This is a genomic window from Aliiglaciecola sp. CAU 1673, from assembly GCF_029223185.1.
Taxonomy (GTDB): domain Bacteria; phylum Pseudomonadota; class Gammaproteobacteria; order Enterobacterales; family Alteromonadaceae; genus Bowmanella.
Genome location: NZ_JARHUG010000010.1, coordinates 125,109 through 149,921 on the forward strand (window position 1 = coordinate 125,109; position 24,813 = coordinate 149,921).

Genomic DNA, 24,813 nt, shown 5'->3' on the forward strand with positions numbered 1-24,813 from the left:
AACCAGGCACAACCCGCACGACAAATATTTTTTAAACAAAAAGGAAAAACGCCCGGTAAGCCCTTAGGCGACTACCAGGAGACAGGCAGGAGCTTTCTATTCGTTAAACCACTCGGACAAATAGAAGCTTTCGTAATGATAGTTGGCCAGATTGGCCGCCTTTTTCAACATGATGCGAAAGTGTTCTCTTAATACTTATTCGTTTTTTGATGTCAGTGCGCCGTTCTCACGCAGTTGACACTTTCTTAGAACTACCTTTAGCGTGCCAAGTTGTCAACAGAATTTTAACAAGACAGAGAACGAGCTCAACATGCAAAAAACTTTCGCTTCAGGTGTTTTGGCCAGCCTTCTGCTATTTACAAACTTTGACGGCATTTGCAGTGATAACGCTGCCATTGAGCAGAATAATAACGACTTAAAAACAACAGAATATCAGATGATGTTAGTCGGTGGAGGACTCGCTACCTGTTCCAGTTTGAGTCCGTCACAGTGTCAAAAAGTGACATTTTCGAAGCAGGCCAAACACCAGAATCTTTACTCATTAACGCGCCAAGTAGTGGAATTTTGGCAAACAAGTGCCCTTTTTTCCGGCCTGAGCGAGCAACAAAAAAGCCAGATTCATGCACTCTTATCAGATATTTATGCAGATAAGAAAGAGCAGGTTGCGGATAAATCAACCTGGAGATCATGGTTGTCACCTTGGTTGAACGCAATGGATGCCGACCTGCCTGCTGCGCAATTTGGTGCCATCGAACAGTCTCTGTGGGACATGATGGAAGTCCGCCAAGCAGATCAGCAAGGAGCCCGGTTTACAGAAGAAGTTGCCTTAAACGACAATAAAAACACAGAGTCGGCTGATCTTTACCGTCTATTTGTAAACCAAGCGGCGTTACGGATGCCCGCAGAGCAGACAAAACCGAAGATAGCCATTGTCACAGCCTCTTCCCGCGATCCCTTTGAGGCTGTGGATTTTTATACGGCGGTTTTTACACAAGCTGGCGCTGAGGTTATCTGGTTGCCCCTGGATGCGTCCTATCAACAAGCCAGATACCTTGAGCATCAGCAAATACCCGGATGTCAACAGCTGGCGCAGATCCGGGCCGATCGGGGCATTTATGACCGTGAGCGCATTTATCCGCAATTAACACAAAAACAGCAGCGCTATTGTCAAACGCCTCAATTGGTAATGGATGACATTAACGCCGTACAAGGCTTGTTTTTTAATGGCGGCGATCAAAGCCTGACATTGGCAGCACTGAAAACGCCTGTTGGGCATGACAGTGAGGAATTTGTCCTGATTCGCCAGCGCATGCAAACAGGGCGCCTGATTGTAGGCGGCACCAGTGCCGGTACAGCCGTGCAATCCGGTGGCGTGTTCAATGGCCGTCCTATTCCTATGATCAGCAATGGCTGGTCAGAAACGGCGTTTGAGCGTGGCGTCTTTGCCACCGATGCCCCTGCGGCGTATTGCCCTAACCGTCAAGACTGTGGCAACGGGCTATGGGGCTCAGATGTGACTTATCAGGCCGGTGGCGGTAGTGGATTGTTTTCCCTTGGCATTATGGATACCCATTTTTCTGAGCGCGACCGTCAGCCACGGCTGGCTTTGCTTTCGGCCTTAACCGGTACCCGCTTTGCTTTCGGTGTGGATGAAGCCACAGCGCTTTTGGTTCGTCCAACCGCTCAAGGGCATGAACTGCGGGTAGCCGGGCAAAGTGGTGTCTATGTGGTGGACAGCCAAAGTAGTGAATACTGGCAGCAAGGCAATAAGCGCCGTCTGACCTTCTTAAGCCATTATCTTTTAGATGGCGATACTATGTTGATCAGGGATACCGTCAGCGCTCCCGAATTCACTCTGGTTGCAAGCAAAGAACAAGACAGCCTGGCGGTTCCCGGAGAGTGGCGAAAACAGCTAAACAAGTACTGTAAGGCCGACAAAGTCATAAACTGGCAACAAGACAATATGGCTATTGTTGTTCAATCAGAAAGCCAAACCCGCTGGTTTACGCGCAAAGGCCACTGCGGCTACCTGAATCTGTTAGTGGGTATGAAGAACTGAGGCGCCATGGGGGATGTCAGGATCCACTTCTACCCTGTTTTTGCCCTGCTCCTTAGCTTTATACATAGCTTCATCAGCACGGTGGATGGCGGCTTCTAAGTCGCTAAGCCCCGCCACCTGGCTGACGCCCAAGCTCAGAGTTAACTTTTCCCGTCCAGGCACCGATAAGGTTTGCGTCAACCGGCACATACGTTCTGCTATCAGCTTGGCGGTATCCATATCGGCATTGGGCAACAACACCAAAAACTCCTCGCCTCCAAAGCGAACCAACACATCTTCTTCACGGATGGAGTTCTTAAGCACAGCAGCCACTGCACGGATAGCGTCATCGCCTACCGCATGGCCCATGCTGTCATTTAACTGCTTAAAATCGTCTATGTCGGCAAGGATCACCGATGTGGCATATTGATAGCGTTTGGCTGAGGCAAACATCCCAGCCACAATCCGACTTAAAAAGTGACGATTACGCAAGCCGGTCAGGCTGTCGGTAAAGGCGTCGTTTTTTAGTTTTTCGACCAAGTCATAGATATAGCTGAGGGCTACACCCGCAAAAAGAGCACTCTCAAGCACCAGTGCTATCAAGGTTGTCACATTGATCAGGTTTTCTTCCGTGGTCACCCACAAATGCTGATAAAGGGGCAAAAAAATTAGTACCACCAACCAAATCATCAGCAGCACCATACGAATCAGCTTGTCGCCCACATTTTGTTTGCTTCTGCTCCATGAGAGTTTCAAGGTCAAGATGATCGGAATAGTGTGATGAATAACGGCGTTTAATTCTGAAGGGACGGCGGAGTCACTGAGGCTATTCAATAGCAACTGCATTAGCACAAAAAGCAGGATATGCAGGGCGATAAAAAGCACGGATTTAGCGCTGATATCCAGCTTAGCCCGCGAGCGTACCCCCAAATAAAACAGGTAAAAGGCCAATAGCAGACTACCGTTTGTCAGGACAATCGACAAAACTGGCCAATCGTAGAACTGCAACGCATATCCTGACCACGCCATCAGTGGCAGCACAAAAGCATATTGAAAGCAGGTCAAGGCACGATTTTGGTCAGCGTTGTTAGAGCGGGGTAGAATCAGTACAAAAAGAAAATATGCCGCCGTGGCAATAAACAGGATAGAAAAATGAAAGGACAGACTGCTGAGTTGCGTCATAAGGGAATTTCCACGATGATGCCTGCCCGTTGGTCACAACTGCAATGACCTTATTGATACACTTGAGTGAAGCGATGTTTCAAGTGTATAGCAGAAATCAGTGGTTGCCTCAAAATACGGATTAAACCTTATGCTGACCATTTTCGTTGTTTTGTTTTCCCTGTTGCTGCTGAGTGTGTTGTTTTACAGCGGCCTGATTCTGATCATGTATTGGCGCGCAAAAGTCTATCATCGTTTGTCGCGTAAGGCCTACGCCATACTGTCATTGTTCAGGTTGTTTGCCCTTGTCGGTCAGATTTTTTCAGCGGTGGGTCAGTTAATCTGGTGGCAGTTGACGAAAACCAAAGCCTTGCCTGGTTGTCCAAAAGGTTCCGAAAAGCGTCCCTTAGTCCTGTGTGTGCATGGCTTTCATATGAACGGCAACTGCTTCTATGGTATGCGCCGGTACCTGGAGGCTCAGGGTTATGCAACCTATGCGGTCAATTTGGGGCGCCCTTACATTTCGCCCAAACGCTACGTGCAAAGACTGCAAGAAGCCCTGCTACAGGGAGCCCATTCAGCTGAGAATGGCAAGGTACATATCATCGCCCACTCCATGGGCGGCCTGATATGCCGGATGTTACTCAAAGATCATCCAGAGTCCCAACACAACATTGCCTCAATTATCACCTTGGGTACGCCACATAAAGGCACGGCCGCCGTTGGCGAATATGCCCTTCCCTGGTTAAAAACCTTGTTTCATCCGGATAGCCGCCATCTGGCAGAATTACCCAGTTTTGCAGAGATAGCGCCTAATTTACCGACTCTGACCCTTGCCTCAGAGCATGACTTTGTGGTCTATCCCACAGACCATGCCTTGCTTGCTGACAGCAGCCAGCTCTGCCTGCAGTATGTCAGTCATGTGGGCATGCTCACCCTCGCGCAAATTTATACTTTGCTGAATCAGGAACTGAAGCGATTTGAAACGATGAGAAGGGTTGTTGAGCGGTCAGACACAGGCTATGGTGAAGACTCTAACCCATTGAAGGAAAAGTTACTTTCATGACTGAGGTAAGGCGCTGTCATTGGCTCAGAAATACCCTGAATAAATCGCAAAAAGAAGCAGTTGCCTCTTCCACCATGACCGCCACCAGCGATAACTTTCTCAATGCCTTCGCCTTGTACCTGAATGCCAGCCTGATGCAAATGGGCCTGCTCACCGCCATTCCACAGATCTTTGGTGCCATGGCCCAGCTCTTCTCGGTTTGGGTCGGTCCGAGGTTTACCCGCAAAAAGTTGGTGAGCAGCGGCGCATTTATCCAAGCTGTGGTAGTAAGCCTGATGGCGGTGCTGGCCGTATGGCACAACGACAAGGCGGTCTGGGTGCTGCTGATCCTGGCGATTTTTTATCATGCCTTACTTAATCTTATCCAACCTCACTGGCGGGCATGGATGGGCAGCGTGGTGCCACCAAGACGCCGCGGCCTGTTCTTTGCCAGGCGTACCAGATTAACCATGATGTCGTCATTGGCGGTATTTATCGGCGGAGGCCTGCTTCTGACCGGCTCCACCCTGACTTTAAGTGAAGGGCTTGGCTTTGCACTGCTGTTTGCAATTGCCGCCAGCGGCCGGTTTACCTCCAGCAAGTTGCTGACCCAAATGCACGACCCGGAAACCCATCCTACCGGCAATCCCTGCTCGTACAGTCAGACACTGGTGCAATGCAAGGACGCCATCAAAGATAAGGTGTTTCGCCATTACAGTCTGTTTGTGGCCGGCATGCAGGGCGTGGTTGCCATCTCTGCGCCCTTTTTCGCCGTTTATATGTTGAACGAGCTTAAACTCAGCTATTTAGAATACAGCCTGACCAATGTGGCCTCTATCCTCACCCAGTTTGTTACTTTGGGCTTTTGGGGGCGAATCAGTGACAGGTACGGCAACCGCGTGGTGATGCTGTTTTGCAGTGCGCTGATGCCCTTACTGCCCAGTCTTTGGATATTTGCAAAAGATTTTGAAAGTATCCTGCTAATCCAGCTGATTTCCGGGTTTGCCTGGAGTGGCTTTACCCTGAGCACATCGAATTATTTATATGATTTGCGTCCACACCGGGCCAGCTTTGCCACCTATGCGGCGGTGCAATCGGCATTGGGTGCCCTGGGCGTGTTTATGGGAGCGTTGGCCGGTGGATTGCTGGCCTCCTACTCGCAAAACATCAAAGACTGGCTGGACTGGGAGTGGATCTTCAGTTCCTTGTACCTGGTTTTCTTGTGCTCAGGACTGCTGCGATTGGCCATGTTCCTGTGGTTTCTGCCCAGAGCGGTGGAGCCCAGAGTGCGTAACACCCCCAGAATGCTGCAAGTGGTTTACCGGGTCGCCCGATTTAATGCAATATCGGGCGTGGTTTTGGATTGGCTGACGGTCAGTAAAAAGGACAGTTCTTAAGGCTGTTGTTGCTCTTGCTCAGACTCCTGTTCGGCCTCAGCCTTGGGCAGCACGTCTTTTAAGGTGTCCGAAAACTGCGCAAATAGCTGCTGTTGGTTTTCATCCAATTTACTCTTGCCGATAATCTCAATGGTACGCTGAGCCAACTCCTTTTGATCCTCGTCCAGTCCCTCATCCACCTTTAATTTGGCCAACACTTTGAGGATATTCAGGGCCACCCGCACATTCTTGGGCGTTAGTTGCAGGGCCTGCTCCAGGGATTTCAACGCCGATACCGGTTTATTCATGCGGTACAGCTCGGCAGCCATGCTGTTGAGCTGCTTGGGAGTGAAGTGAATTTCTGAGCGCTCCGCCGATTCTTGTTTGACGTAGCGTGAGACTACCTGACTAGTGAGGCTTTCACCGGAAATCTGCTTTTTCACTGACTCCAGCAAGCTTATCGCCTCTTCCCGTTTTCCCAGTTCATGGAAGACTTTAACCTTATCCAGGTTGTCTTCCACTGAAGTACTGGGCCGCAGGGTCACATGCGCATCGATCAGCCGCTCAGCCCTATCACGCTCTTCCCGGGCATTATGGATACGGGCCCGCACAATAAAGAGCTGTTCTTTAAATTGACTGGCATCTTCGTAATTTTTTTCCAGGTCGGTGATATAGCGCTCTGCTTGTTTGAGGATCCTAAGGGAGGCTTCGCCGTTTAGCGTGCAGGCCAAATCAATTCCGGCCCGGATCACATTGAGCAGTAGCGCCGGTGAATCATGTACCGAGTTTTTGGCATAGGTGGCCATGGCCCGCGTGGCCAGGTACTGGCCCTCATGATCATGATTCAGACGAGCCAAATCCCAGAGTTTCTTATTGCGTTCTATATTCCGGGGCGCCAGGGCGGCAGCTTTTTTGATTTCCTCATAGGCGCGCTCATAATTTTCATGATCCATGTAGTACTGCGCCAACAGATCATAAGTGGCGAAACGGGTTTCCACCTTATCGGTCAACTGTCCCAGCAGCTCTTCGATTTCTTCCATCTTATTCTGTTTAAGCAAACATTTTACAAAGCCCAGATAAACCCAGGACATTTTGTGTTTTTGCAATAAATCGCGATAGAACATCTCGGCATCGCTAAGCTCATTGAGCGCGAGCAAGGCTTCGCCTTTCATACGCTGTAGCTGTAAATGGTATTTGGCCAATTCGTGGGTCAGCAGATGGCGTTCTACGTAGTAAATCACCTTGCTGTATTCCTTCAGATCCATGGCCTCATAGACATTGTATAAGGTCTTTTTAATCTCCAGGGCGTAAGCCAGGCGTTCTTGTACACGTTTGGGAGATAGGGGTTTGACCCAAAAATCATCGGGCTGTAACTCAACGATACTGTTCACCAGACTTTCGCCGGTATCGGCACTGACAAAAATCAATACCGTTCGCTTACTCACATGGCCTTTGAACTTAAGCTCTTCCAACAAATGAAAGCCATCTTTGTCGCTTTTTACGTTAAAGGCACAGATAACCACATGGAAACGTTGCTGATCGCACAAGCGCAGGCCGTAGTAGGCATTCTCCGCACTCTTAACATTACGAATACCTAAATCGTAAAAGGTGGATTTAAGAATATCGTGCACCAGCGACTGATCGTCGATGATCAAAACATTCAGGGCTTCGTAATGGCTGAGATCTTGTTTTTCAATTTCTTGCATCTGCGGCTGCTATAACATGCTTGTGAGTTCCCGTCCCTCTGCCAATATTATGAGCTACCAACGGCGAAAGCCAGCACACTATTGCAGTTTGCCAGTCAATTTTGCCATTTTGGCTGCTGCATATGGCTATAAAGCTTGATAGGAGAAACTAAATGCTTGATTGGAAAAAGGTTTTAGAATTTGCCAGCAAAGAGAGTCCAGCACCCGATAGAATTGTCAGTAAACCCGATCATGAATGGCAGGAACAGCTAAGCCCTGAAGTTTTCTATGTAACACGCCGCCACGGCACCGAGCGGCCTTTCAGCTCATCTATGTGCGAACGCTTTGAACCGGGCCAATACCATTGTGCATGTTGTGACAGCCTGTTGTTTGACGCCCATCAAAAGTTTGACAGCGGCAGTGGCTGGCCCTCTTTCACGCAGCCGGCCAAGCTTAACGCGATTTCCTACCATAGCGATGACAGCCATGGCATGCAGCGCATTGAAACCCTGTGCAATTGCTGTGATGCCCATCTCGGTCATGTGTTTCCAGACGGCCCGCCGCCCAGTGGACTGCGTTACTGCATTAATGCACTGGCACTGATAAGAAAAAACTAAAATATTTTTTTGTCGGGGACTAGGAAATACCCCGACGAAGGACCATAGTAGGGACGTGGCAAATCGCCCATGTCCTCATCCTGTGCTTTACACAAAAGTAGCATCAATCTAAATGTCCATGGTTTTTGTTCAGCCCCAACTCCCTAAGGTTCCCCGCAGCCTGTTCTGGTTCGCCTGGACCTTGGTATTGCTTTTGGGATTGGGCCAGTGGCATTTACAGCCATCCTCCCAGACGCAGCAAGGCTGGCAACAAAATATCGGTGCCGAACACCTGGCACTGCCAAGGCTTTCTCTACAAACACTGGCATCAGATAAGCCATTGATGCCACTGCCATCTAGCGCCGATGAGGGAGATCCGGTTGTCCTCGCGGTAAATAACCACCGGCTTTGCTTCACCAAGGCTTCTCCACTTTCTGTTGCTGTTGACCATTCCCATTTCTGTTGGCATCAGCATTATCGACTTCCCCCTGCCCAAGCGTCACCTTTGGCCATTCCTGCCTAACAAATCTGCCTTTAAAATTTAACTAGGAATGCCCATGAAATCATTATTTTCAAGGGGTTTGGTATATGGGTTGGTCATCCTGTTTGGCCTGCTCGCAGCCATGCCCAATGTACTGCCTCCAAAAGCCAAAGAAGCCCTGCCAAATTGGTATGTGGACAATACCCTGACTCTTGGACTGGATCTTCGCGGCGGCTCGCATCTTCTGATGGATGTGGATACCAAAGCGCTGCTGCTGAATGAAAACCAGCAACTGACCGAACAGCTGCGCAGCAATCTGCGCGAAGCGAAAATCCTTTATCGCCTACCCACGTTTGATATGGACGGCGTAAAAATTGCGCCCAGAAAACCTTCACAGCTTGAAGCGATGAAAACAGCCATTAAGCCGCTGCTAAAAACCAGCAATGGCGATAGTTATAAGTTGGAAGAGCAAAATGGACAGCTACGTCTGACATTAACCGACAGCCATCGCCAATTCCTGGTGGAAGACGCACTGGACAGAAGCCTTGAGGTTTTACGCCGCCGTCTGGATGAATCGGGCCTGGTGGATCCCAGCATTACCCGCCAGGGTGAAGCAGGTATATTAGTACAACTGCCCGGAGTAGAAGACCCACAACAGATACGCCAACTGCTGGGCACCACCGCCAAGCTGAGCTTTCAATGGGCAGCTGATGCTGACTCCGCCAGTCAAACCGGCATTGTGCAATTAAAAGAACGTAGCAGCGCCAGGCTCTATACCCTGGAGCAACGGGTGGCATTGGATGGCAAGCACCTTACCGATGCGCAGATGGCCTATAGCCAGGACACCCGCATGCCCGTGGTCACCTTCGAATTGGACAACGATGGTGCCCGTCAATTCGGCGATATGACCCAGAAAAATATCGGCCGGGTACTGGCCGTGGTGCTGGATGGCGAAGTGATTACCGCGCCAGTTATTCGCAGTGTCATCGGTGGCGGCCGTGGTGAGATCAGTGGCAGCTTTACTGCCATCGAGGCCCAGGAATTGGGCCTGCTGCTACGCGCCGGTGCCCTGCCGGCTCCTCTAACCGTGGTGGAAGAGCGAACAGTGGGCCCGGACCTGGGTAGTGATGCGATTGCCATGGGCGTATCTACCGGTCTGCTTGGTGCCGCCTTGGTAATTGCCTTTATGTTGGGGGCGTACGGCCGCTGGGGTGCCATTGCCTGTGTCAGCCTGGCTATCAATATGAGCTTGGTGTTTGGCCTACTTAGCCTGCTTGGCGCCACCTTAACACTACCTGGCATTGCCGGTCTTATTCTGACTCTGGGGATGGCAGTAGATGCCAATATCCTGATCAATGAACGCATCCGTGAGGAAACCCGTAAAGGCCATAGTGCCGGTAAAGCTCTGAAACTGGGATTTGATCGCGCCTACAGCACCATTCTGGACTCCAACATTACCACCTTGATTGCCGTCAGCCTCCTGTTTATGTTTGGCAGTGGCCCGGTGCGCGGCTTTGCAGTGACCATCGGCATTGGCCTTGTTACTTCCATGTTTACTGCCATTTCTGTCACCCGCTTGCTGATGGATGTCAGCACGCGCAATTATGGTAGACGCCCCTTACCCTTGTCCGGCTTTAAATTATTGGACAGCCTGTCGTCGAGTCCGATTAATGTGATGCGAGGCCGCTATATTGGTCTTGTCCTGTCGGCCTTGTTGTCTGTTGCCTCCATAGGTTTGTTCTTTAAGCCCGGATTGCATTACGGCATTGATTTTCAGGGCGGCACCCTGATAGAGATGCAGGCCCCTAACACGCCACTTGACATTCTGCGCCAGGCCTTTACTGATGAGGGATTAAACCAGGTTGCCATTCAGGAAACCGGCGAACAAGGCCGTTTCCTGGCAAGACTCTCCATCGCGGCAGACAGCAGCATGGATGCCAGTCAACAAACGGACATGCTACGCCAAGCAGTTCAAAAGGTTGCTCCCGATGCCCAGTTCTTAAAAGCAGAAATGGTCGGTCCCAAAGTCAGCGGCAGCTTCAGCGATGCCACCATACTGGCGATTCTGCTGGCAGGCAGCGGTATGCTGCTGTTCCTGTGGTATCGTTTTGAATTTCATTTTGCCCTGGCTGCTACCCTCACCATTGCTCTGGATCTGACCAAAACCATCGGCTTCTTTGTGCTCAGCGGTGTGGAATTTAACCTTACTGCAGTGGCCGCATTGTTGGCGTTAATCGGCTACTCCATCAACGATAAGGTGGTGGTGTTTGACCGTATTCGTGAAAACTTGCGCCAGACACCGGATAAGCCCTTGCTGGAAGTGCTTAACCACAGTATCACCTCTACCTTGACGCGCACCGTGTTTACCTCGGTGACCACCTTCTTTGCTTTATTGCCCATGGGCATTGCCGGCGGAGCAGCGGTGGAGAGCTTCGCCCTGCCCATGCTGTTTGGCATTGTTATCGGTACCAGCAGTTCGGTGTTTATCGCCTCGCCGATCCTGTACTTCCTGGGTCAGCGTCGTGCCCGTCAGGGCAAGGCTCAACTGCGCGCCACTGAAGAAGAAATCCAGAAACAACTGGCTGCTATGCCCTAAATGCCCCTTTAAAACCATGCTGCTTCACTAAGCGGCATGGTTTCTTTCACAAAAACTTAATGCTTTTACAAATGCGAACTATTTGCATCTGCTTTAGCGGTCTGATATTGTTCGCCGCGTTTTAATGCACACATCTTAAAAAACGGGAACACAAGATGAAGAAAAGCCTCCTGGCGCTAAGCCTTAGCGCCCTGCTGACCAACTTTGCCGCACAAGCTAACGAAGACACGCAAACTCTGCGCCAGACTATCGAAGAACAGAAAAAAGTGCTCGAACAGCTGGAAAAGCGTCTTGAGCAAACAGAAAAGCGCCTGGAGCTAACCGCTGATGCCATGGAAAAAAGTGGCAGCGCTGCCGCCAGTCGCACCACTATCGGTGGTTACGGTGAATTGCACTACAACAACATCAAAGACGATAAGTCCGGCGCCCATAAGAAAGAATTGGATTTCCACCGCTTTGTGCTGTTCTTCGGTCATGAATTTAACAGCAAGACCCGTTTCTTCTCTGAGCTTGAGCTGGAGCACTCCCTGGCCGGTGAAGGCAAAAAAGGCGAAGTGGAACTTGAGCAGGCTTATATCGAACACGATATCAACGACACGCTGACCGGTAAGGCCGGTTTATTCCTGATGCCGGTGGGCATTTTGAATGAAACCCACGAACCTAATACTTTCTACGGTGTTGAACGCAACCCCGTTGAAGGCAACATTATCCCAAGCACTTGGTGGGAAGGTGGTTTAGCGCTAAATATTAAAGCTGCACCAGGCCTGGCTTTCGATGCTGCTATCACCTCCGGCCTCAACAGCCCGGTAGAAGGTAGCAATGCCTTTAAGCCGCGCAATGGACGTCAGAAAGTATCTGAAGCCAAGGCCGATGCCCTGGCCTACACTGGTCGCGTTAAATACACTGCGGTACCCGGGCTGGAGCTCGCCGCCACATTGCAATACCAGTCTGATATGGCCCAAGATAACCCCGCTGTGGATGAAGCGTCAGCTATCCTGTTCTCTGCCCACGCTATCTACCAGTGGGAGCAGTTCAGTCTGCGCGCCTTATACGCACAATGGGACATTGATGGTGCCGAAGCCGAAGCCTTGGGCCGTGACAAGCAACGCGGTTTCTATATCGAGCCAGCCTATCGCTTGAACGAAGATTTTGGTATTTTCGCCCGTTATAACAAGTGGGATAACAATGCCGGTGATGATGCCGATACCGAGAAAACCCAAACCAATTTTGGGGTAAACTATTGGCTGCATGAAAATGCGGTGCTGAAGTTCGACTACGAAATTCAAGGTGGCGCCAGTGACGCTGACGGCTTTAACCTTGGTGTCGGTTACCAATTCTAAGTGTTAACAGGGAGTCCCCTAGGGGGCTCCTTGTATTTTATATCGGAGCATTATGAAGGCATTTGGCTACGGTCTGATCTTGCTGCTTGGCATCTTTGACGCCGTGGCAGAACAGATCTATCAATCGCCCGATGACTTTATCCGTCAGGCCCTTGGTCAAAGTGTTAAACCTGATGTTATCTGGCTTGACGATAGGATTAAGCAGGATGTGGAAAGCATTCTCGCTCACCCTTTTAACAAACTGCGTTTACGATACTGGCAAAAAGAACAGGACACCGTGTGGATCCTCGAAGAGATTGGTAAAGAAGCGCCGATCACTGTGGGCATTCATGTGGCAAATGGCAAAATCGCCAATACACAGGTGCTTATTTACCGGGAAAGCCGTGGCGATGAAGTTCGTCACCGCTTTTTTACCGACCAGTTTCTGGATGCAACCCTGGATAATAACTTGCAGTTAGATCGCCATATTGATGGCATTACCGGCGCCACTTTATCGGTTCGCGCCCTGACCAAAATCTCCCGCATTGCCCTGTATCTGCATAATAAAGTGCAGCAGGAGCAACAAGGCTCATGAAGCCCTCAATCCGAAAACCTAAAACCAAAGCACTGCGGCGCTGGCATAAAAAATTGGGACTGTTCTCGGCCTTTTTCCTGTTGATGATAACCTTAACCGGCGTGCTGATTAATCACAGTCATCATTTAAGCTTGGACTCCATGCCGGTGAAACATGCCTGGTTACTGGATTGGTACGGTATTGGCTATCCAAAGCAGGTCAGCATTTTTTCGGAAATGGCGCCGGTATTGGCGGCCACGGACAATTTGCTGTGGCAGGACCAAGAACCCGTGCTCGAAGCTGCGCAGCCTATTTTAAGCGCACTGCGAACTGACGATAAGCTGTTGGCCACAGACGGCCAAATCCTTTACTGGCTATCCCCAAACGGCCAATTATTGGAAAAGCAAGATTCCAGTATGGGACTGCCTGCCTCCCCCTCCCTCTTAGGCACAGACAGCCAGGGCAATATCTGGCTGCAAGCTGATGATGGCACTTACATAAGCGATGAAATGCTGCTCGAATGGCAAGACGCGGCAACTCCCCCGAATATTCAATGGGCACAACCCCAAACCAGTGCAAATACCCAAGAGCTCGCCGACCTGGCGCGAGGCACTCACCTTAGCTGGGAGAGAATGCTGCTGGACCTGCACAGTGGCCGGCTATTCGGGGCCTGGGCTATTTGGTTTTGGGATCTAATTGCCCTGGTGTTTGTCATGCTTGCGGTCAGCGGCATATGGATCTGGCTTAAAAACGGCAACGGCCGGGAAAAGTAGCTCGCAATCACCGTCATTGATTAGAAAAATCTTTCGGTGCGTTGTTTGTGGGTAGGCTAGCGGATATCCCATGTCATTCCTGGCAATCGAGACCATTAAAATCGTCACTGATAAATAAGGCTTCGTATTTCTTTTGCAGATATTCGGTTTGTGCAACCCACTCCCGCACCAGGCTGCTAATTGTGATATAGGCTTCCAGTGATGAGTTTGTGGCGTGGGTATTTGGATCAAATACCGCGTTATTAATGCGATTAATGGTTGCTTGATAATGGTCTGTCTGAAAATCGAACAATGCACCGATTTCGGTAGCCAATGCAAAATCTGCATACAACAGATAGCCAGACTCGCCTGCCAGACGCCAAGCAGAATAACGCAGTGGTTCCTGTAGTAACATTCTTTCAAGGTTGTTCGCAGCCAGTTCCGTTTCCGGCTGATTACGCAGTATTTCTATGCTGGAGTTTACCAGGCTTAACATCCCCTTCTGACGGGGTAAGTAATCGGCTTTAATCAGTACTCGGTTAAATGCCAACTCGGCTTTCACATTACAAAGCGCAATCAAAGTGCGCTCTTCAATATCCTTCTCTTCGTCCCAGTCTTGCAGGGCAAATGCAAGAAAGATGCTGGCACAGATGAACGAGGACTCGGCAAAAATAGCGCGCCATTTAATGGATTTGGCATGTTGTCCGAGTGTCATGGGCTATTCATTATTACTAATGCTTGTCCAACAACCGTTGGAGTTGCATTTATTACATCCAATGGCGAAAGAGCAATCCTGAAAAGATAAAGAGTGTAAGAGCCCTCCAGCCATGTCAAATCAACACACAGCATCGACTTTCCTGAGCATTCCCTTTGCCAATGAGAATGGCCTTTTTCGGCAATTCCATAATGAGACCCACGTTAGGGCAACAAAGCATTGCCAGGGCTAAGATTATTGGGCTGTAGAAGACGGCACCAATAACACTGGTATGGATGACTGGCGAATCAGCGCATCGGCAACACTGCCGACCAGCAGCTCATACAACTGGCCATGACCATGACTGCCCAGCACCAGGATGCGCGCATTGTGGGCCTGAGCCTGCTTTAAGATTTCATCGGCGATCACCCCGCTGACATGGACGGTCTGCGTTTTAACCTTTTTGTCCGATAATATCTTTGCCCATTGTTCCAGTTGCCTATGGCTTTGCCTTAGCTCTTTCTGATGTTGTTGTTTTACCACTTCAGGTCCTGCCTCAAAGCCGACAAAATCAGGATCCGGCTCTGCCACATGTACCAGCACCACCTCTTCCTTTTCATGTACCAGGGCTTCAAGCTGATTGATAATATCCTGGGTCACAGGGGAGAAATCCACGGCAGCTATTAGGGTCACGTTAGTCTCCTTTATCCTTTGCAGTGATTTTTACATCCTTCAGAATATCCTCAAGCGTATGCCCACTGTATTGTTTGAAACTCAGCTTGATATGGGTGGCAATACGCTCGGACCAAAGATCCTGAGAGGCTCGGGACAAATGCGACCACTCAGGTATGTCCAACTCGCTGGATAACTCAGGATAGTCCATGGAATCAATGGCCATCGCCTGCCAGCCGTCCACCATCTTGTCCCACACCTTGTGTCGGTAATCGGCTTTAAGATCTTTGTTTAAATACTCACCAGATGAGGGCATACGGATAAAAATGATTTCGCCTCCCCGCGCGCGCAGCGTGCTGATCAGCGGCTTAAAAAATGCGATAGCCTCATCGGCCATTTCCTGCAGCTTGTCATCCTCCGGGATGGGGCGGCGAATGCCGGGCATCCAGAAATTGATTACCTGACGATTGTCAAAGCTGCCCGGCACCTCCACCGGTGCCCACATGTCCATTTGTCGGTCGGCATAGGCATTGCCCAGTTTCCAGCCCTGCTCATTCAGTACTTTAGCCCCTGCTCTTTCGGGCACAACTACATAGTGATCCACCAGTTCCACCAGCGAAAAGGCCTCATCCAAAAAGGCCAGATGGTCCGATAAAAAACGGTGGATACGGGTGCCTACCCAGTGTGAGGGCGACTGATTGTGATACACATCCAATGCATCTTTGCCAAAGTAACCAGGGCCTATCCAATTAAACAAAAAAGGCGTCACCCCTACTACAATCACCCCGTCAAAATCCGTGTTTTCAACAATGTCTTTCACAAAAATAGCCGGACTGGTGCCTGGTAAAGACAGCTGCAACGGCCGGGTGCCAAAGGCCTGCTCCAGAATATCCAAATCTGCCCCCCACAACATGCGACTGGAGCCGGTCAGCACCATTCTGATTGAATGATCAGGCTTATCCAGCTTGCGCCTTTCCTCAGCCCACATGGCATCAGAATGGTCCTGATAGGTACCCGCTTCATGCTGCATCGTGCGTGACAACCACTCCCAGCCGCTTACCCCTATTACAGTGACAAGCAGACAGATCAGCAGCATTTTTCCCCAGGGTTTTTCTGGGACCTGACGGTAGTAGTTATCAGAACTGGAAGTAGATGAAGGCATTGTTAGATCCTTGAGAAATGACGATAGCCAGCACCATGACAGACAGCATCAGGGTCAGCAGCCAGGCGGGGATGCGCGCTACTACCTCTTCAAGACTGTTGTTACGCATGCGCCAGTGCGCACAGAGCAGCAAGGTCATGATCACCACCACTTCAATAATATACAAGGTCGGCAAGGGGGTGGCTGCATCGGTGGGCGCCAGGCCAAACATGGATTGCAGCATCCGCGAGGACACCTCAAAATCACGGGCACGGAAAAATACCCAGGTGATATTGATGGCGGCAAAGGTCAGCAGGGCCATCAGAATTTGTACCCCTGTATGCCCGGCCCAGGCCACATTTTCCCACCGTCCGCGGATAAAACGCTCAATGCCCAGAAACAGCCCATGCAAGCCGCCCCAGACCACAAAATTCCAGCTGGCGCCATGCCACAATCCGCCCAATAGCATGGTCAGCATCAAGTTCACATAAGTGCGAAGATGACCGATACGGTTACCGCCAAGGGGAATATACAAATAATCTCTTAGCCAGGTGGACAGCGAAATGTGCCAGCGTCGCCAAAAATCAGAAAAGCCCGCGGCGGCATAGGGAAAACGAAAGTTGGTAGGCAGGGAGAATCCCAGGCACAGGGCCACGCCGATGGCGGTGGTGGAGTAGCCGGCAAAGTCAGAAAAAATCTGTCCGGCAAAGGCGATGGTGCCCAACCAAGCATCCAACATACTGACTTGTTTTTCAGCTTCAAACACCGCCTCGGCAGCCGGCGCCAGAAAGCTGTCGGCTATGATCACTTTTTGGAACAAGCCCAAAATCACCAACGCCAGTCCCCAGCCGAATTGTTTGAGAGTGGCCAGATGTGGGGTAGCAAACTGCGGGATCAGATGCCCGGGACGCACAATGGGACCGGCCACTAATTGCGGAAAGAAAGTTACAAACAGCGAAAAGTCCAAAAACGATTGCGCCGGTCTGGCCCGGCCAAGATACATATCCAGGGAATAAGCCATGGTCTGAAAGGTGTAAAAACTAATCCCCACCGGCAAGATAATCGACCATTCAGGAACCTCGTAGGTCACACCGACGGATGCCATCAGGCTTACCCAGTTTTGCAGCAGGAACTCCCCGTATTTGAAGTAGCCCAAAATGCCCAGATTGGTGACCAGGCTCAACACCAGAAACATGCGTTTCTTCTTTTGTGTATCTGCTTCAAATATCCAGCGTGCCACATGCCAATCCACCAGGGTGGAAATCCACAACAGGATCACAAAAGGCGGGTTCCAGGCGGCATAGAAGAGGTAACTGGCAATCAACAGGTTGATTTTTTTAGTGCGCCAGGACAGCGGCGCATAATGCAGTGCCAGGACAATGGCAAAGAACACCACAAAGCTTAGGGAGTTAAATAGCAAGTGCGCCAACCTGTTGTTATTAAAACCATTCCCTTGGTTTTCTCGGTTTTAAGTGGCTTAAGACTAGTCGCGGAACAGAATATCGACCAGATTTTCACTGAATCTCTGTATTAATATCAAAAACCCATCCTGGCAGCGCCTGGGTAATCTCAGATCACTGACTTGCTTTTACCACCAGACTGCCCCTTAATTCCCCTTATCCAAAACAGGAATGACAATATGAATATCCCCCAAAGCGGCTTTCAGGCTGCGTATTCAGAAGAAGAGCCCACACTGGAGCAAATCAGTCAGTTGCAGGGGGAGGCAATTTTGGAGTTGGGTGCGCCTTGGTGCGGCCACTGTATGGCGGCGAGTGCTGCGGTGGAAGAAGCCTTTAAAGGCTATCCAAACCTTGGCCATATTAAAATTTACGATGGTAAAGGTAAGCCCCTGGGCCGGGCTTTTAAGGTTAAGCTGTGGCCGACCTTGATACGGCTTCGTGATGGTGTTGAGGTGGGCCGTTTGGTGAGGCCGACCGAGACAGCCGAGGTGCGGAAATTATTGGCCTAGTGGTATCAAGCGGATTAGAAAATAACCTTGAATGGCGCCGACAATACTCCCCGCCACAAAACAGATGAAGATAACTGTTATACCCTGCAATAGTGGTCCCGCGCCCCAAGGAACAAGATCCATCCCTACAAAAATAGCCAACATACCCAATCCCCAGGCCAATGCATTGGCAATCAGCCATCGGTTTGCTTTATCAAAATACCGACGCAACACCAGCCATTGTGCAAACCCAAGAATGGGTCCGGTTACCAATCCCAACACAACAGCCAGGCCATACTGAAGGTACACAGGAAGTTCCTGGCTTACAGACTCTGGCGAAGAAAGATTACTCAGTCCCATCAATGTGCTCGGGATCATGCCAATCATCCAGGCAATACCCGCGCCTATGGCCGTTGCCCAAACCCAAGCGCGAACAGGAATTTCGGGGACGAAAGCACGCAAAGGAATCGACTGTGCAATCCCCACCACAACGCCTTCCAAAACAGTTCCCATCAAAATCGCCAGCAAGGCAGCGAGCAGCAGAGAAGAGAGACTATCCGCTGCAAATAAAGTCGCACCATATCCCGCCAATATCAATGTTCCACCAAGGCCAATAGCCTCTGCTAATCCGTTAGCCAGGATCCAGTGCTTGTAGAAGGTAAAACGTTTCTTAATCACAGAATAAGTATTGCTCCAGCGTTGCTCAACACCGGCCAAAACAGGTTAGGTTTATGAGGAAAATTTGTTGATGCAGTCTTTTATCTCATCCAACTTAAACGGCTTACTGATAACCTCGCAAACACCCAATTCGATCATTTCTGTTACTGAGTTTTCCGCTGTATATCCGGAAGCGACCACGACTTTTACATTGGGGTTTATTTTCTTCATTTCCATGAATGTATCCTTCCCATTCATTATTGGCATTATCATATCCAGAATCACCAGATCAATTTTATCCCGATGTTCTTGATATAACCCGATAGCCTCCGCACCATCAGAAGCAAAAACACTTTGATGCCCCAACACCTTTAGAAAAGAAGCAAACAATTCCCGAATATCAGGTTCATCATCAACGAACATAACGGTTTTCGATTCCATTAATGTATCGTTATTCCTCTGTTCTGTTGATTCAGTTTGATATTTGACTGATTCAGCCAGAGGCAAAAATACAGAAAAACAAGAACCCATGCCGATTTTACTATCAACCTCAATATAGCCTCCCAGCTGTTTGAAAGCGCCGTAGGCGGATGCGAGTCCCATCCCCGTCCCTTTTCCTACCTCTTTGGTAGTAAAAAAAGGCTCAAACAGTCTAGGGAGATCTTCCTCGGATATGCCACATCCTGTGTCTCTAAAGTCTATTCTGATATATTCGTTCTTTGACTGGTTACTTACAGCATCTTCAACGTTGACAGCTGCGATCTTGACCGCTTTTGTCGAAATTGAAATACATCCACCATTTTTTATGGCATCTCGAGCATTCAGACCAAGGTTTAAGAAAGCATTCTGAACAAGAGAATTATCGCCATTAACGTAAAATTGCTCTGAGTTCAAACTCAGTCGAATATCCACCTTCTTATCAATGGAGCGGCGAAGTAATTCCACCAAGTCTTCAAGTAATTGGTTTATGTCTACAATTTCCAGTTTCAAACTCTTCTTTCTGGAGAATGCGAGCAATTGATTGGTCAGGCTGGTAGAATGCTCAGCGGCAGTAATGATTTTATTCACATACTCAATCAGGTCTGAATGCTGTAGTTCGTCTTTGAGTAGTTCGGCAAAGCCCATGATAGTAGCTAACTGGTTATTAAAGTCGTGAGCTACGCCACCTGCAAGTTGACCAACAGCCTCCATCTTTTGAGAGTGTCTTAGCTCTTCTTCGAGTCTTTTTCGTTCAGTAATATCAATATGCGAACCGACCATTCTGACAGGACATCCTTGATCATCTTTCAAGATGGAAGCATGGGCAAACATCCACCGATAGCTGCCATCTTTATGACGAAATCGAAACTCGGCCTCATAATTTTCTGAACCGTCCTCGATGCTTTTTTGGGCTTGCTCCAACGCACCATCAACATCGTCAGGGTGAACGCGACTTTGCCACTCGTTGAAATCGTTTTCTATTTCATTTTCGGTGTAGCCGATCTGGCTTTTATATTCTTTTGAGTATGTCACTCTATTGTTGGTTAAATCCCAGTCCCAAAGGCCAACATTAGCCGCCTTAATGGATTCATTTAGCCTTAACAAAGTGTCTTTAAGCTCTTGCTCGGCCTTTTTACGTGCTGAAATGTCGCGTGTCGTACAGTACAGTACTGAACGGTCTTCAATCACTACAGGAACGGCGCTAACTTCTACTGTTGCGGTGGTGCCATCTTGCCGTCGATGTACTGTTTCGAATTGAACGCGTCTATTCCCAGAAAATATTTCTTCTATTAATGAAATAAGCTCTTCTTGACTAAACTGTGCGTCCCATTGCCCTACATGCATACCGATTGCCTGGTCACGCTCATAACCAATCATTTCACACCAGGAATCACTTGCCTCTTCCACATAACCTTGTGCATTAACAATGCACATACCATCACTTGTATTTCGTAGTAATTCTTTATAACGGTTTGTTTGTTGGCGAAGCGCTTCTTCCAGGTTCTTTTGATGCGATACATCATGAAAATTGATGATTACGTGTGTCAACATGTCATTGGCATCGAAACACGGGTTGGCTGTTACCAGAACCCAGACACAATGTTGATGCATCGGGCTGATAATGCCCAAAACCATGTTTTCCAGACTTTTGTCGCTGGACAATACTCTGGAGACAGGATAATCCTCAATTTTTAGTGGCTGATAATGCTCATCAATAAACTGCCAGGTAGGATCAAGCGCATCGCGTCCATGCATTTGATCCATGGTTAGTCCTAAAAGCTCGGCAGCCCTCGGATTGCTGTAAAGAATTCGACTATCAGGAGCATGAACAACCACCCCGGTATGGAGTGACTGAAGAATGGACTCTTCAGAGATTAAACCTGTATCTGACATCTGTATAAGAGCCTTGTATGAACGACTTATCCAGTCAACAATAACACTAAGCCAGGTTGTTCATTTTTGACAATTGAAATTGTTGAGACTGACCGATAAATGTTTGCCGCAAAACATCATCCGTTATCGCCGAAATAGATGAGTCCTCTAAACAATGGTCTCGCTCTTAAAGGCATTCATAATTGTCATGTTCAACAACGACCATCTTGCGCATTTTTTAACCACAAATAGCTGCCAACGGCATTAGATTTCTGTATAATCCGCCGACTTTTTTACCGCCCCAGCTATGCTTGTCAATTTTGGGGCGTTTGGTAGCCCAACTCAGCGAGAGACTATGACTGTAGAGACCTTTACTCCCAATAAAACCACTACCCTGGACACGCCCAAAAAGGTGCTGGCCGAACAGGCCGAAAGCGCAAAGGCAATGCAAGGCCAGGAGATGGAAATTGCCGGGGGTAACCGTATTGGTTTTATCTCGTTGGGTTGCCCCAAGAACCTGGTGGACTCAGAACGGATCCTTACCCAGCTGCGCACCGAAGGTTATGAGGTAGTCAACACCTATAACGATGCGGATCTGGTCATTGTCAACACCTGCGGCTTTATCGACTCTGCCGTGCAGGAATCCCTGGATACTATCGGCGAGGCCCTGGCCGAAAACGGCAAGGTCATTGTGACCGGCTGTTTGGGCGTTAAAGAAGACGAAATCCGTGAAGTGCATCCCAATGTGCTGGCCATTACCGGCCCCCATGCCTATGAGTCTGTGGTGGACCAAGTGCATGGCTTTTTACCCAAGCCCGAGCACAACCCCTTTATTAACCTGGTGCCGGATCATGGTGTAAAACTTACGCCGCGCCATTTTGCTTACCTGAAGATATCCGAAGGCTGCAACCATCGCTGTACCTTCTGCATTATCCCGTCCATGCGTGGCGATTTGGTCAGCCGTCCTATTGGTGAAGTGCTGGATGAAGCGCAGCGTTTAAAGGCCGCCGGTGTCAAAGAGCTATTGATCATTTCCCAGGACACCAGCGCCTATGGCGTGGATGTAAAGCACCAAACCGGTTTCTGGAACGGTATGCCGGTGAAAACCGATATGTACAAGCTGTGTGAAAAGCTCGGTGAAATGGGCATTTGGGTACGTTTGCATTATGTCTACCCCTACCCCCATGTGGACAAGGTGATTCCGCTGATGGCGGCCGGTAAGGTCCTGCCCTATCTGGATATCCCTTTGCAACACGCCAGCCCAAGAATTTTAAAGCTGATGAAGCGCCCCGCCGCTGCCGAGCGCACCTTGGAGCGTATCCATGCCTGGCGTGAGGTGTGTCCAGAGCTGGTCATTCGCTCAACCTTTATCGTCGGCTTCCCCGGTGAAACCGAAGAAGATTTCCAGATGCTGTTGGACTTTTTGGATGAAGCGCAGTTGGACAGAGTCGGCTGCTTTAAATATTCCGATGTGGAAGGGGCCAAGGCCAACGATCTGCCCGATCCGGTCTCCGAAGAGATTAAGCAGGAGCGTTACGAGCGCTTTATGGAAAAACAGCAGGCCATCAGCACCGCCAAACTGACCAAGCGTATCGGCACCACCATGTGGGTACTGATTGATGAAGTGGACGAAGAAGGCGCCATTGGCCGTACTTATGCCGATGCCCCCGAGATCGACGGCGTGGTGTACTTAAACGGTGATACCGAGGTTAAACCCGGCGATCTAGTGGAAGTGGAAATTGAACACTCCGATGAGTACGATCTTTGGGGTAGCCGGATAGAAGCTTAATCCCTGCAAAGTTGACGAAGAACGCCGCTTTTGCGGCGTTTTTTTATCTGTTTGTCTGAACTAGCTCAGACCTAATCTGCCCCTTAGCTCAGAACGATAAGATGATTTCCACTCCCTTGGTAATCTAAACAACGCTGTCCTTATCCCTGCTAGAATATGGTTCAAACCAATTCGGCCAGCAAGTAACTAACTGCGACTGATAACGGATATGCACCCCACCTGCCAAAATTGCCAAGCTATCCTCACAGAAAACGCAAAGTATTGTGCAAAGTGTGGGCAGAGTACAAAAAGCCATAGACGGCCTTTTATGCCCTTTGTAAAAGAGGCGATTCACGAGCTTTTAGATATCGATGGACGCTTGTCGCTTACCTTGAAAACCCTGGTCATAAAACCAGGTCTTGCGTCATATGAATATGATCAGGGGATGCGGGTGAAATACACGCCGCCGCTGCGCCTCTATTTGGTCGTCAGCGTAATATTTTTCCTACTGTTTTCCAGCTTCCAGCAAGCATTTACTGGTCAGGAAGGTTATTCAGCATCCTCAATTGATCTTTATTCCAAAGCAATGTTCATTTTGTTCCCGCTTTTTGCCCTCTATGTAAAGGCAATGTATCCAAGCAGTTACCTGGTGTCGAATATCGTTTTTTCCCTGCATCTTCATAGTGTGAGCTATTTGGCTTTGATTCTAATCGGCCCACTGGAGGTATTAGAAAGTCAACACCAAGCATTCTTAGCACTACAAGCACCAATCCTTTTATACTTACTGTGGTATTTTGTTAAGGCGTTTAAAACCATGTACCAAGCATCATGGTTTGTCACAGCTTGTAAGTCTTTCTTTGTTTACCTGATTTACATGGCGACCTTGGGTCTGGTATTTGATGTGATATTGCCGACTTGATAGACGATTGCTTGGTGAGCAGAAAATGGTTCTAGCTGTTTAGCAAGACCGTTAATCGAATGTAATCTTTATCTCAAATCTTAAGAACACAGGCCACAACAAAGCCATAAAATCTGCTTGCAAACGGGACGTTATGCGTGAAAGGAAGGGGCGTGAAAGATAATGACTATAAAACGCTGGTAGCAGGTAAGAGTGCTCTTTCTAAACTGGAGTTTAATGCGTCAGGCGAAGGAACGACCTACATTCAGTTTCCGTTGCTCCTTCCAAAGTTGTAACTAGTCAAATATCAGCAATTTCCGGCCTCTCCCAATAAAAGGTCCCAAATAGCCAATCAGCTAGCGGAAAGGTTAGATTAAAGTTCTTCTTATGCATTAAATCAGGCCGGTGATGCAATTGATGCAGACGGCGCATATGGCCAATCCAGGGCAACTTGAGAAGAGGATGATCGTAGCGAAGATGGTCACAAAAATGAAAAAATTCATAGCCGAGGTAGCCCATCATTAAACCGGCGGCAAGCAGATTGCCCCAGGGTGCTCCCAGCACGCTATTAACCACCCAGCCTGCCAGCAAACCCACTACTGCAGTGACCAGCACCAGCCAGGCCGGAAACAGGGTTACCCGCCAGTCGCGATGGTCATCCGGCACCAAATGCCGATGGTCAAAGAAATGATGGTGATCGCCGGTATGGCGCTGATAGAAGAGCCTGCCGATAACCGTGCGCCGATGGCCCAGATAGCGATGCACAGTGTATTCAATCAGATTCCACAGCAGCAACACCGCGATTAAGGCCAGCCCCTGCTGCCAGCCAAACACCGCCACAGCCTGCAGTTGCCAGGCAATATAGACAATGCCCACCACAGCCACAAAGCCCATATGCAGATAGCCGTTATACCTGGGGCTGATGGCAGAGCGATATTGACGGCGAAACGCTTCAATGCTGCGGATGTTATTCATAAAAGCCTTACCCTCAAATTCATCCCATTATTTCAGCCATTAACACCAATGGACAGTCTGCCCTAACGCTGACGCTATACCACTC

At 49.3% G+C, this 24,813-nt stretch carries 22 protein-coding genes; 12 read left to right on the plus strand and 10 right to left on the minus strand.

Annotated elements, in window-relative coordinates; translation table 11 throughout:
* Positions 1-461: 461 nt before the first annotated feature.
* A complete protein-coding gene (locus P2G88_RS11405; protein WP_275796031.1) occupies positions 462-689 on the minus strand; it encodes a hypothetical protein in 228 nt (75 codons plus the stop codon).
* A 2-nt stretch (positions 690-691) separates the two neighbouring features.
* On the opposite strand from P2G88_RS11405, the gene P2G88_RS11410 reads away from it, so the two are divergent.
* Positions 692-2,059, plus strand: a complete 1,368-nt coding sequence (locus P2G88_RS11410; protein WP_275796033.1) for a cyanophycinase — start codon at positions 692-694, stop codon at positions 2,057-2,059.
* Here P2G88_RS11410 and P2G88_RS11415 read toward each other — a convergent pair.
* Entirely contained in the window at positions 2,039-3,220 is a 1,182-nt protein-coding gene (locus P2G88_RS11415; protein ID WP_275796035.1) for a GGDEF domain-containing protein, read from the minus strand. The genes P2G88_RS11410 and P2G88_RS11415 overlap by 21 nt on opposite strands.
* A 130-nt stretch (positions 3,221-3,350) precedes the next feature.
* On the opposite strand from P2G88_RS11415, the gene P2G88_RS11420 reads away from it, so the two are divergent.
* Positions 3,351-4,265: an alpha/beta fold hydrolase gene (locus P2G88_RS11420; RefSeq protein WP_275796037.1), complete on the plus strand. Its 915-nt coding sequence runs from the start codon at positions 3,351-3,353 to the stop codon at positions 4,263-4,265.
* Positions 4,262-5,641 (plus strand): MFS transporter, encoded by a 1,380-nt coding sequence (locus P2G88_RS11425; protein WP_275796039.1) that lies wholly within the window; start codon positions 4,262-4,264, stop codon positions 5,639-5,641. Before P2G88_RS11420 ends, P2G88_RS11425 begins: the two co-directional genes overlap by 4 nt.
* On the opposite strand, the gene P2G88_RS11430 is transcribed toward P2G88_RS11425, so the two are convergent.
* Positions 5,638-7,326, minus strand: coding sequence for a response regulator (locus P2G88_RS11430; RefSeq protein ID WP_275796041.1), 1,689 nt, complete (start codon positions 7,324-7,326; stop codon positions 5,638-5,640). The genes P2G88_RS11425 and P2G88_RS11430 overlap by 4 nt on opposite strands.
* A 152-nt stretch (positions 7,327-7,478) precedes the next feature.
* Here P2G88_RS11430 and msrB point away from each other — a divergent pair, with 152 nt between their 5' ends.
* From msrB to P2G88_RS11460, 6 genes are all read left to right on the plus strand, one after another.
* Positions 7,479-7,922, plus strand: a complete 444-nt coding sequence (gene msrB, locus P2G88_RS11435; protein ID WP_275796043.1) for a peptide-methionine (R)-S-oxide reductase MsrB — start codon at positions 7,479-7,481, stop codon at positions 7,920-7,922.
* A gap of 112 nt (positions 7,923-8,034) precedes the next feature.
* Complete coding sequence (locus tag P2G88_RS11440; protein WP_275796045.1) at positions 8,035-8,424, plus strand: hypothetical protein; 390 nt, start codon at positions 8,035-8,037, stop codon at positions 8,422-8,424.
* Between the two features lie 34 nt (positions 8,425-8,458).
* Positions 8,459-10,978 (plus strand): protein translocase subunit SecD, encoded by a 2,520-nt coding sequence (gene secD / locus P2G88_RS11445; RefSeq protein ID WP_275796047.1) that lies wholly within the window; start codon positions 8,459-8,461, stop codon positions 10,976-10,978.
* 155 nt (positions 10,979-11,133) lie between these two features.
* On the plus strand, positions 11,134-12,318 hold the full coding sequence (locus P2G88_RS11450) for a porin (protein ID WP_275796049.1): 1,185 nt from the start codon (positions 11,134-11,136) through the stop codon (positions 12,316-12,318).
* A 52-nt stretch (positions 12,319-12,370) separates the two neighbouring features.
* On the plus strand, positions 12,371-12,892 hold the full coding sequence (locus P2G88_RS11455) for an FMN-binding protein (RefSeq protein WP_275796051.1): 522 nt from the start codon (positions 12,371-12,373) through the stop codon (positions 12,890-12,892).
* Positions 12,889-13,644: a PepSY-associated TM helix domain-containing protein gene (locus tag P2G88_RS11460; protein WP_275796053.1), complete on the plus strand. Its 756-nt coding sequence runs from the start codon at positions 12,889-12,891 to the stop codon at positions 13,642-13,644. The genes P2G88_RS11455 and P2G88_RS11460 overlap by 4 nt, the downstream gene beginning before the upstream one ends.
* A gap of 73 nt (positions 13,645-13,717) precedes the next feature.
* Here P2G88_RS11460 and P2G88_RS11465 read toward each other — a convergent pair whose 3' ends face one another.
* The 4 genes from P2G88_RS11465 to P2G88_RS11480 all read right to left on the minus strand — a co-directional run bounded on the left by P2G88_RS11465 (position 13,718) and on the right by P2G88_RS11480 (position 17,550).
* Positions 13,718-14,338, minus strand: coding sequence for a hypothetical protein (locus P2G88_RS11465; protein WP_275796055.1), 621 nt, complete (start codon positions 14,336-14,338; stop codon positions 13,718-13,720).
* Positions 14,339-14,572: 234 nt separating this feature from the next.
* Positions 14,573-15,010 carry a universal stress protein gene (locus P2G88_RS11470; protein WP_275796057.1) on the minus strand — a complete coding sequence of 146 codons (438 nt, stop codon included), beginning with the start codon at positions 15,008-15,010 and terminating at the stop codon, positions 14,573-14,575.
* Position 15,011: 1 nt separating this feature from the next.
* Positions 15,012-16,151 carry a hypothetical protein gene (locus P2G88_RS11475; RefSeq protein WP_275796059.1) on the minus strand — a complete coding sequence of 380 codons (1,140 nt, stop codon included), beginning with the start codon at positions 16,149-16,151 and terminating at the stop codon, positions 15,012-15,014.
* Positions 16,126-17,550: an MBOAT family O-acyltransferase gene (locus P2G88_RS11480; protein ID WP_275796061.1), complete on the minus strand. Its 1,425-nt coding sequence runs from the start codon at positions 17,548-17,550 to the stop codon at positions 16,126-16,128. Before P2G88_RS11480 ends, P2G88_RS11475 begins: the two co-directional genes overlap by 26 nt.
* A gap of 219 nt (positions 17,551-17,769) precedes the next feature.
* On the opposite strand from P2G88_RS11480, the gene P2G88_RS11485 reads away from it, so the two are divergent.
* Entirely contained in the window at positions 17,770-18,099 is a 330-nt protein-coding gene (locus P2G88_RS11485) for a thioredoxin family protein (RefSeq protein ID WP_275796063.1), read from the plus strand.
* On the opposite strand, the gene P2G88_RS11490 is transcribed toward P2G88_RS11485, so the two are convergent.
* Both P2G88_RS11490 and P2G88_RS11495 read right to left on the minus strand, forming a co-directional pair.
* Positions 18,088-18,756, minus strand: coding sequence for a hypothetical protein (locus tag P2G88_RS11490; protein WP_275796065.1), 669 nt, complete (start codon positions 18,754-18,756; stop codon positions 18,088-18,090). The genes P2G88_RS11485 and P2G88_RS11490 overlap by 12 nt on opposite strands.
* 51 nt (positions 18,757-18,807) lie before the next feature.
* The gene (locus tag P2G88_RS11495) at positions 18,808-21,108 is read right to left on the minus strand and encodes a PAS domain S-box protein (protein WP_275796067.1); all 2,301 of its coding nucleotides are present in this window, start codon (positions 21,106-21,108) and stop codon (positions 18,808-18,810) included.
* Positions 21,109-21,442: 334 nt separating this feature from the next.
* On the opposite strand from P2G88_RS11495, the gene rimO reads away from it, so the two are divergent.
* Both rimO and P2G88_RS11505 read left to right on the plus strand, forming a co-directional pair.
* A complete protein-coding gene (gene rimO, locus P2G88_RS11500) occupies positions 21,443-22,876 on the plus strand; it encodes a 30S ribosomal protein S12 methylthiotransferase RimO (protein ID WP_275796069.1) in 1,434 nt (477 codons plus the stop codon).
* Positions 22,877-23,183: 307 nt separating this feature from the next.
* A complete protein-coding gene (locus tag P2G88_RS11505) occupies positions 23,184-23,774 on the plus strand; it encodes a DUF3667 domain-containing protein (protein ID WP_275796071.1) in 591 nt (196 codons plus the stop codon).
* A gap of 279 nt (positions 23,775-24,053) precedes the next feature.
* Here the strand turns inward: P2G88_RS11505 and P2G88_RS11510 are convergent, their stop codons facing one another.
* Positions 24,054-24,728: a sterol desaturase family protein gene (locus tag P2G88_RS11510; protein ID WP_275796073.1), complete on the minus strand. Its 675-nt coding sequence runs from the start codon at positions 24,726-24,728 to the stop codon at positions 24,054-24,056.
* Positions 24,729-24,813: the final 85 nt, after the last annotated feature.

Excerpts from the sequence above, each read along its gene's own strand:
- P2G88_RS11405 (WP_275796031.1), bottom strand. The coding sequence starts at position 689 with ATGATCTCCAGGTTGATTTATCCGCAACCTGCTCTTTCTTATCTGCAT.
- P2G88_RS11415 (WP_275796035.1), bottom strand. The coding sequence starts at position 3,220 with ATGACGCAACTCAGCAGTCTGTCCTTTCATTTTTCTATCCTGTTTATT.
- P2G88_RS11420 (WP_275796037.1), top strand. The coding sequence starts at position 3,351 with ATGCTGACCATTTTCGTTGTTTTGTTTTCCCTGTTGCTGCTGAGTGTG.
- P2G88_RS11425 (WP_275796039.1), top strand. The coding sequence starts at position 4,262 with ATGACTGAGGTAAGGCGCTGTCATTGGCTCAGAAATACCCTGAATAAA.
- P2G88_RS11430 (WP_275796041.1), bottom strand. The coding sequence starts at position 7,326 with ATGCAAGAAATTGAAAAACAAGATCTCAGCCATTACGAAGCCCTGAAT.
- msrB (WP_275796043.1), top strand. The coding sequence starts at position 7,479 with ATGCTTGATTGGAAAAAGGTTTTAGAATTTGCCAGCAAAGAGAGTCCA.
- P2G88_RS11440 (WP_275796045.1), top strand. The coding sequence starts at position 8,035 with ATGTCCATGGTTTTTGTTCAGCCCCAACTCCCTAAGGTTCCCCGCAGC.
- secD (WP_275796047.1), top strand. The coding sequence starts at position 8,459 with ATGAAATCATTATTTTCAAGGGGTTTGGTATATGGGTTGGTCATCCTG.
- P2G88_RS11450 (WP_275796049.1), top strand. The coding sequence starts at position 11,134 with ATGAAGAAAAGCCTCCTGGCGCTAAGCCTTAGCGCCCTGCTGACCAAC.
- P2G88_RS11455 (WP_275796051.1), top strand. The coding sequence starts at position 12,371 with ATGAAGGCATTTGGCTACGGTCTGATCTTGCTGCTTGGCATCTTTGAC.
- P2G88_RS11460 (WP_275796053.1), top strand. The coding sequence starts at position 12,889 with ATGAAGCCCTCAATCCGAAAACCTAAAACCAAAGCACTGCGGCGCTGG.
- P2G88_RS11465 (WP_275796055.1), bottom strand. The coding sequence starts at position 14,338 with ATGACACTCGGACAACATGCCAAATCCATTAAATGGCGCGCTATTTTT.
- P2G88_RS11475 (WP_275796059.1), bottom strand. The coding sequence starts at position 16,151 with ATGCCTTCATCTACTTCCAGTTCTGATAACTACTACCGTCAGGTCCCA.
- P2G88_RS11485 (WP_275796063.1), top strand. The coding sequence starts at position 17,770 with ATGAATATCCCCCAAAGCGGCTTTCAGGCTGCGTATTCAGAAGAAGAG.
- P2G88_RS11495 (WP_275796067.1), bottom strand. The coding sequence starts at position 21,108 with ATGTCAGATACAGGTTTAATCTCTGAAGAGTCCATTCTTCAGTCACTC.
- rimO (WP_275796069.1), top strand. The coding sequence starts at position 21,443 with ATGACTGTAGAGACCTTTACTCCCAATAAAACCACTACCCTGGACACG.
- P2G88_RS11505 (WP_275796071.1), top strand. The coding sequence starts at position 23,184 with ATGCCCTTTGTAAAAGAGGCGATTCACGAGCTTTTAGATATCGATGGA.
- P2G88_RS11510 (WP_275796073.1), bottom strand. The coding sequence starts at position 24,728 with ATGAATAACATCCGCAGCATTGAAGCGTTTCGCCGTCAATATCGCTCT.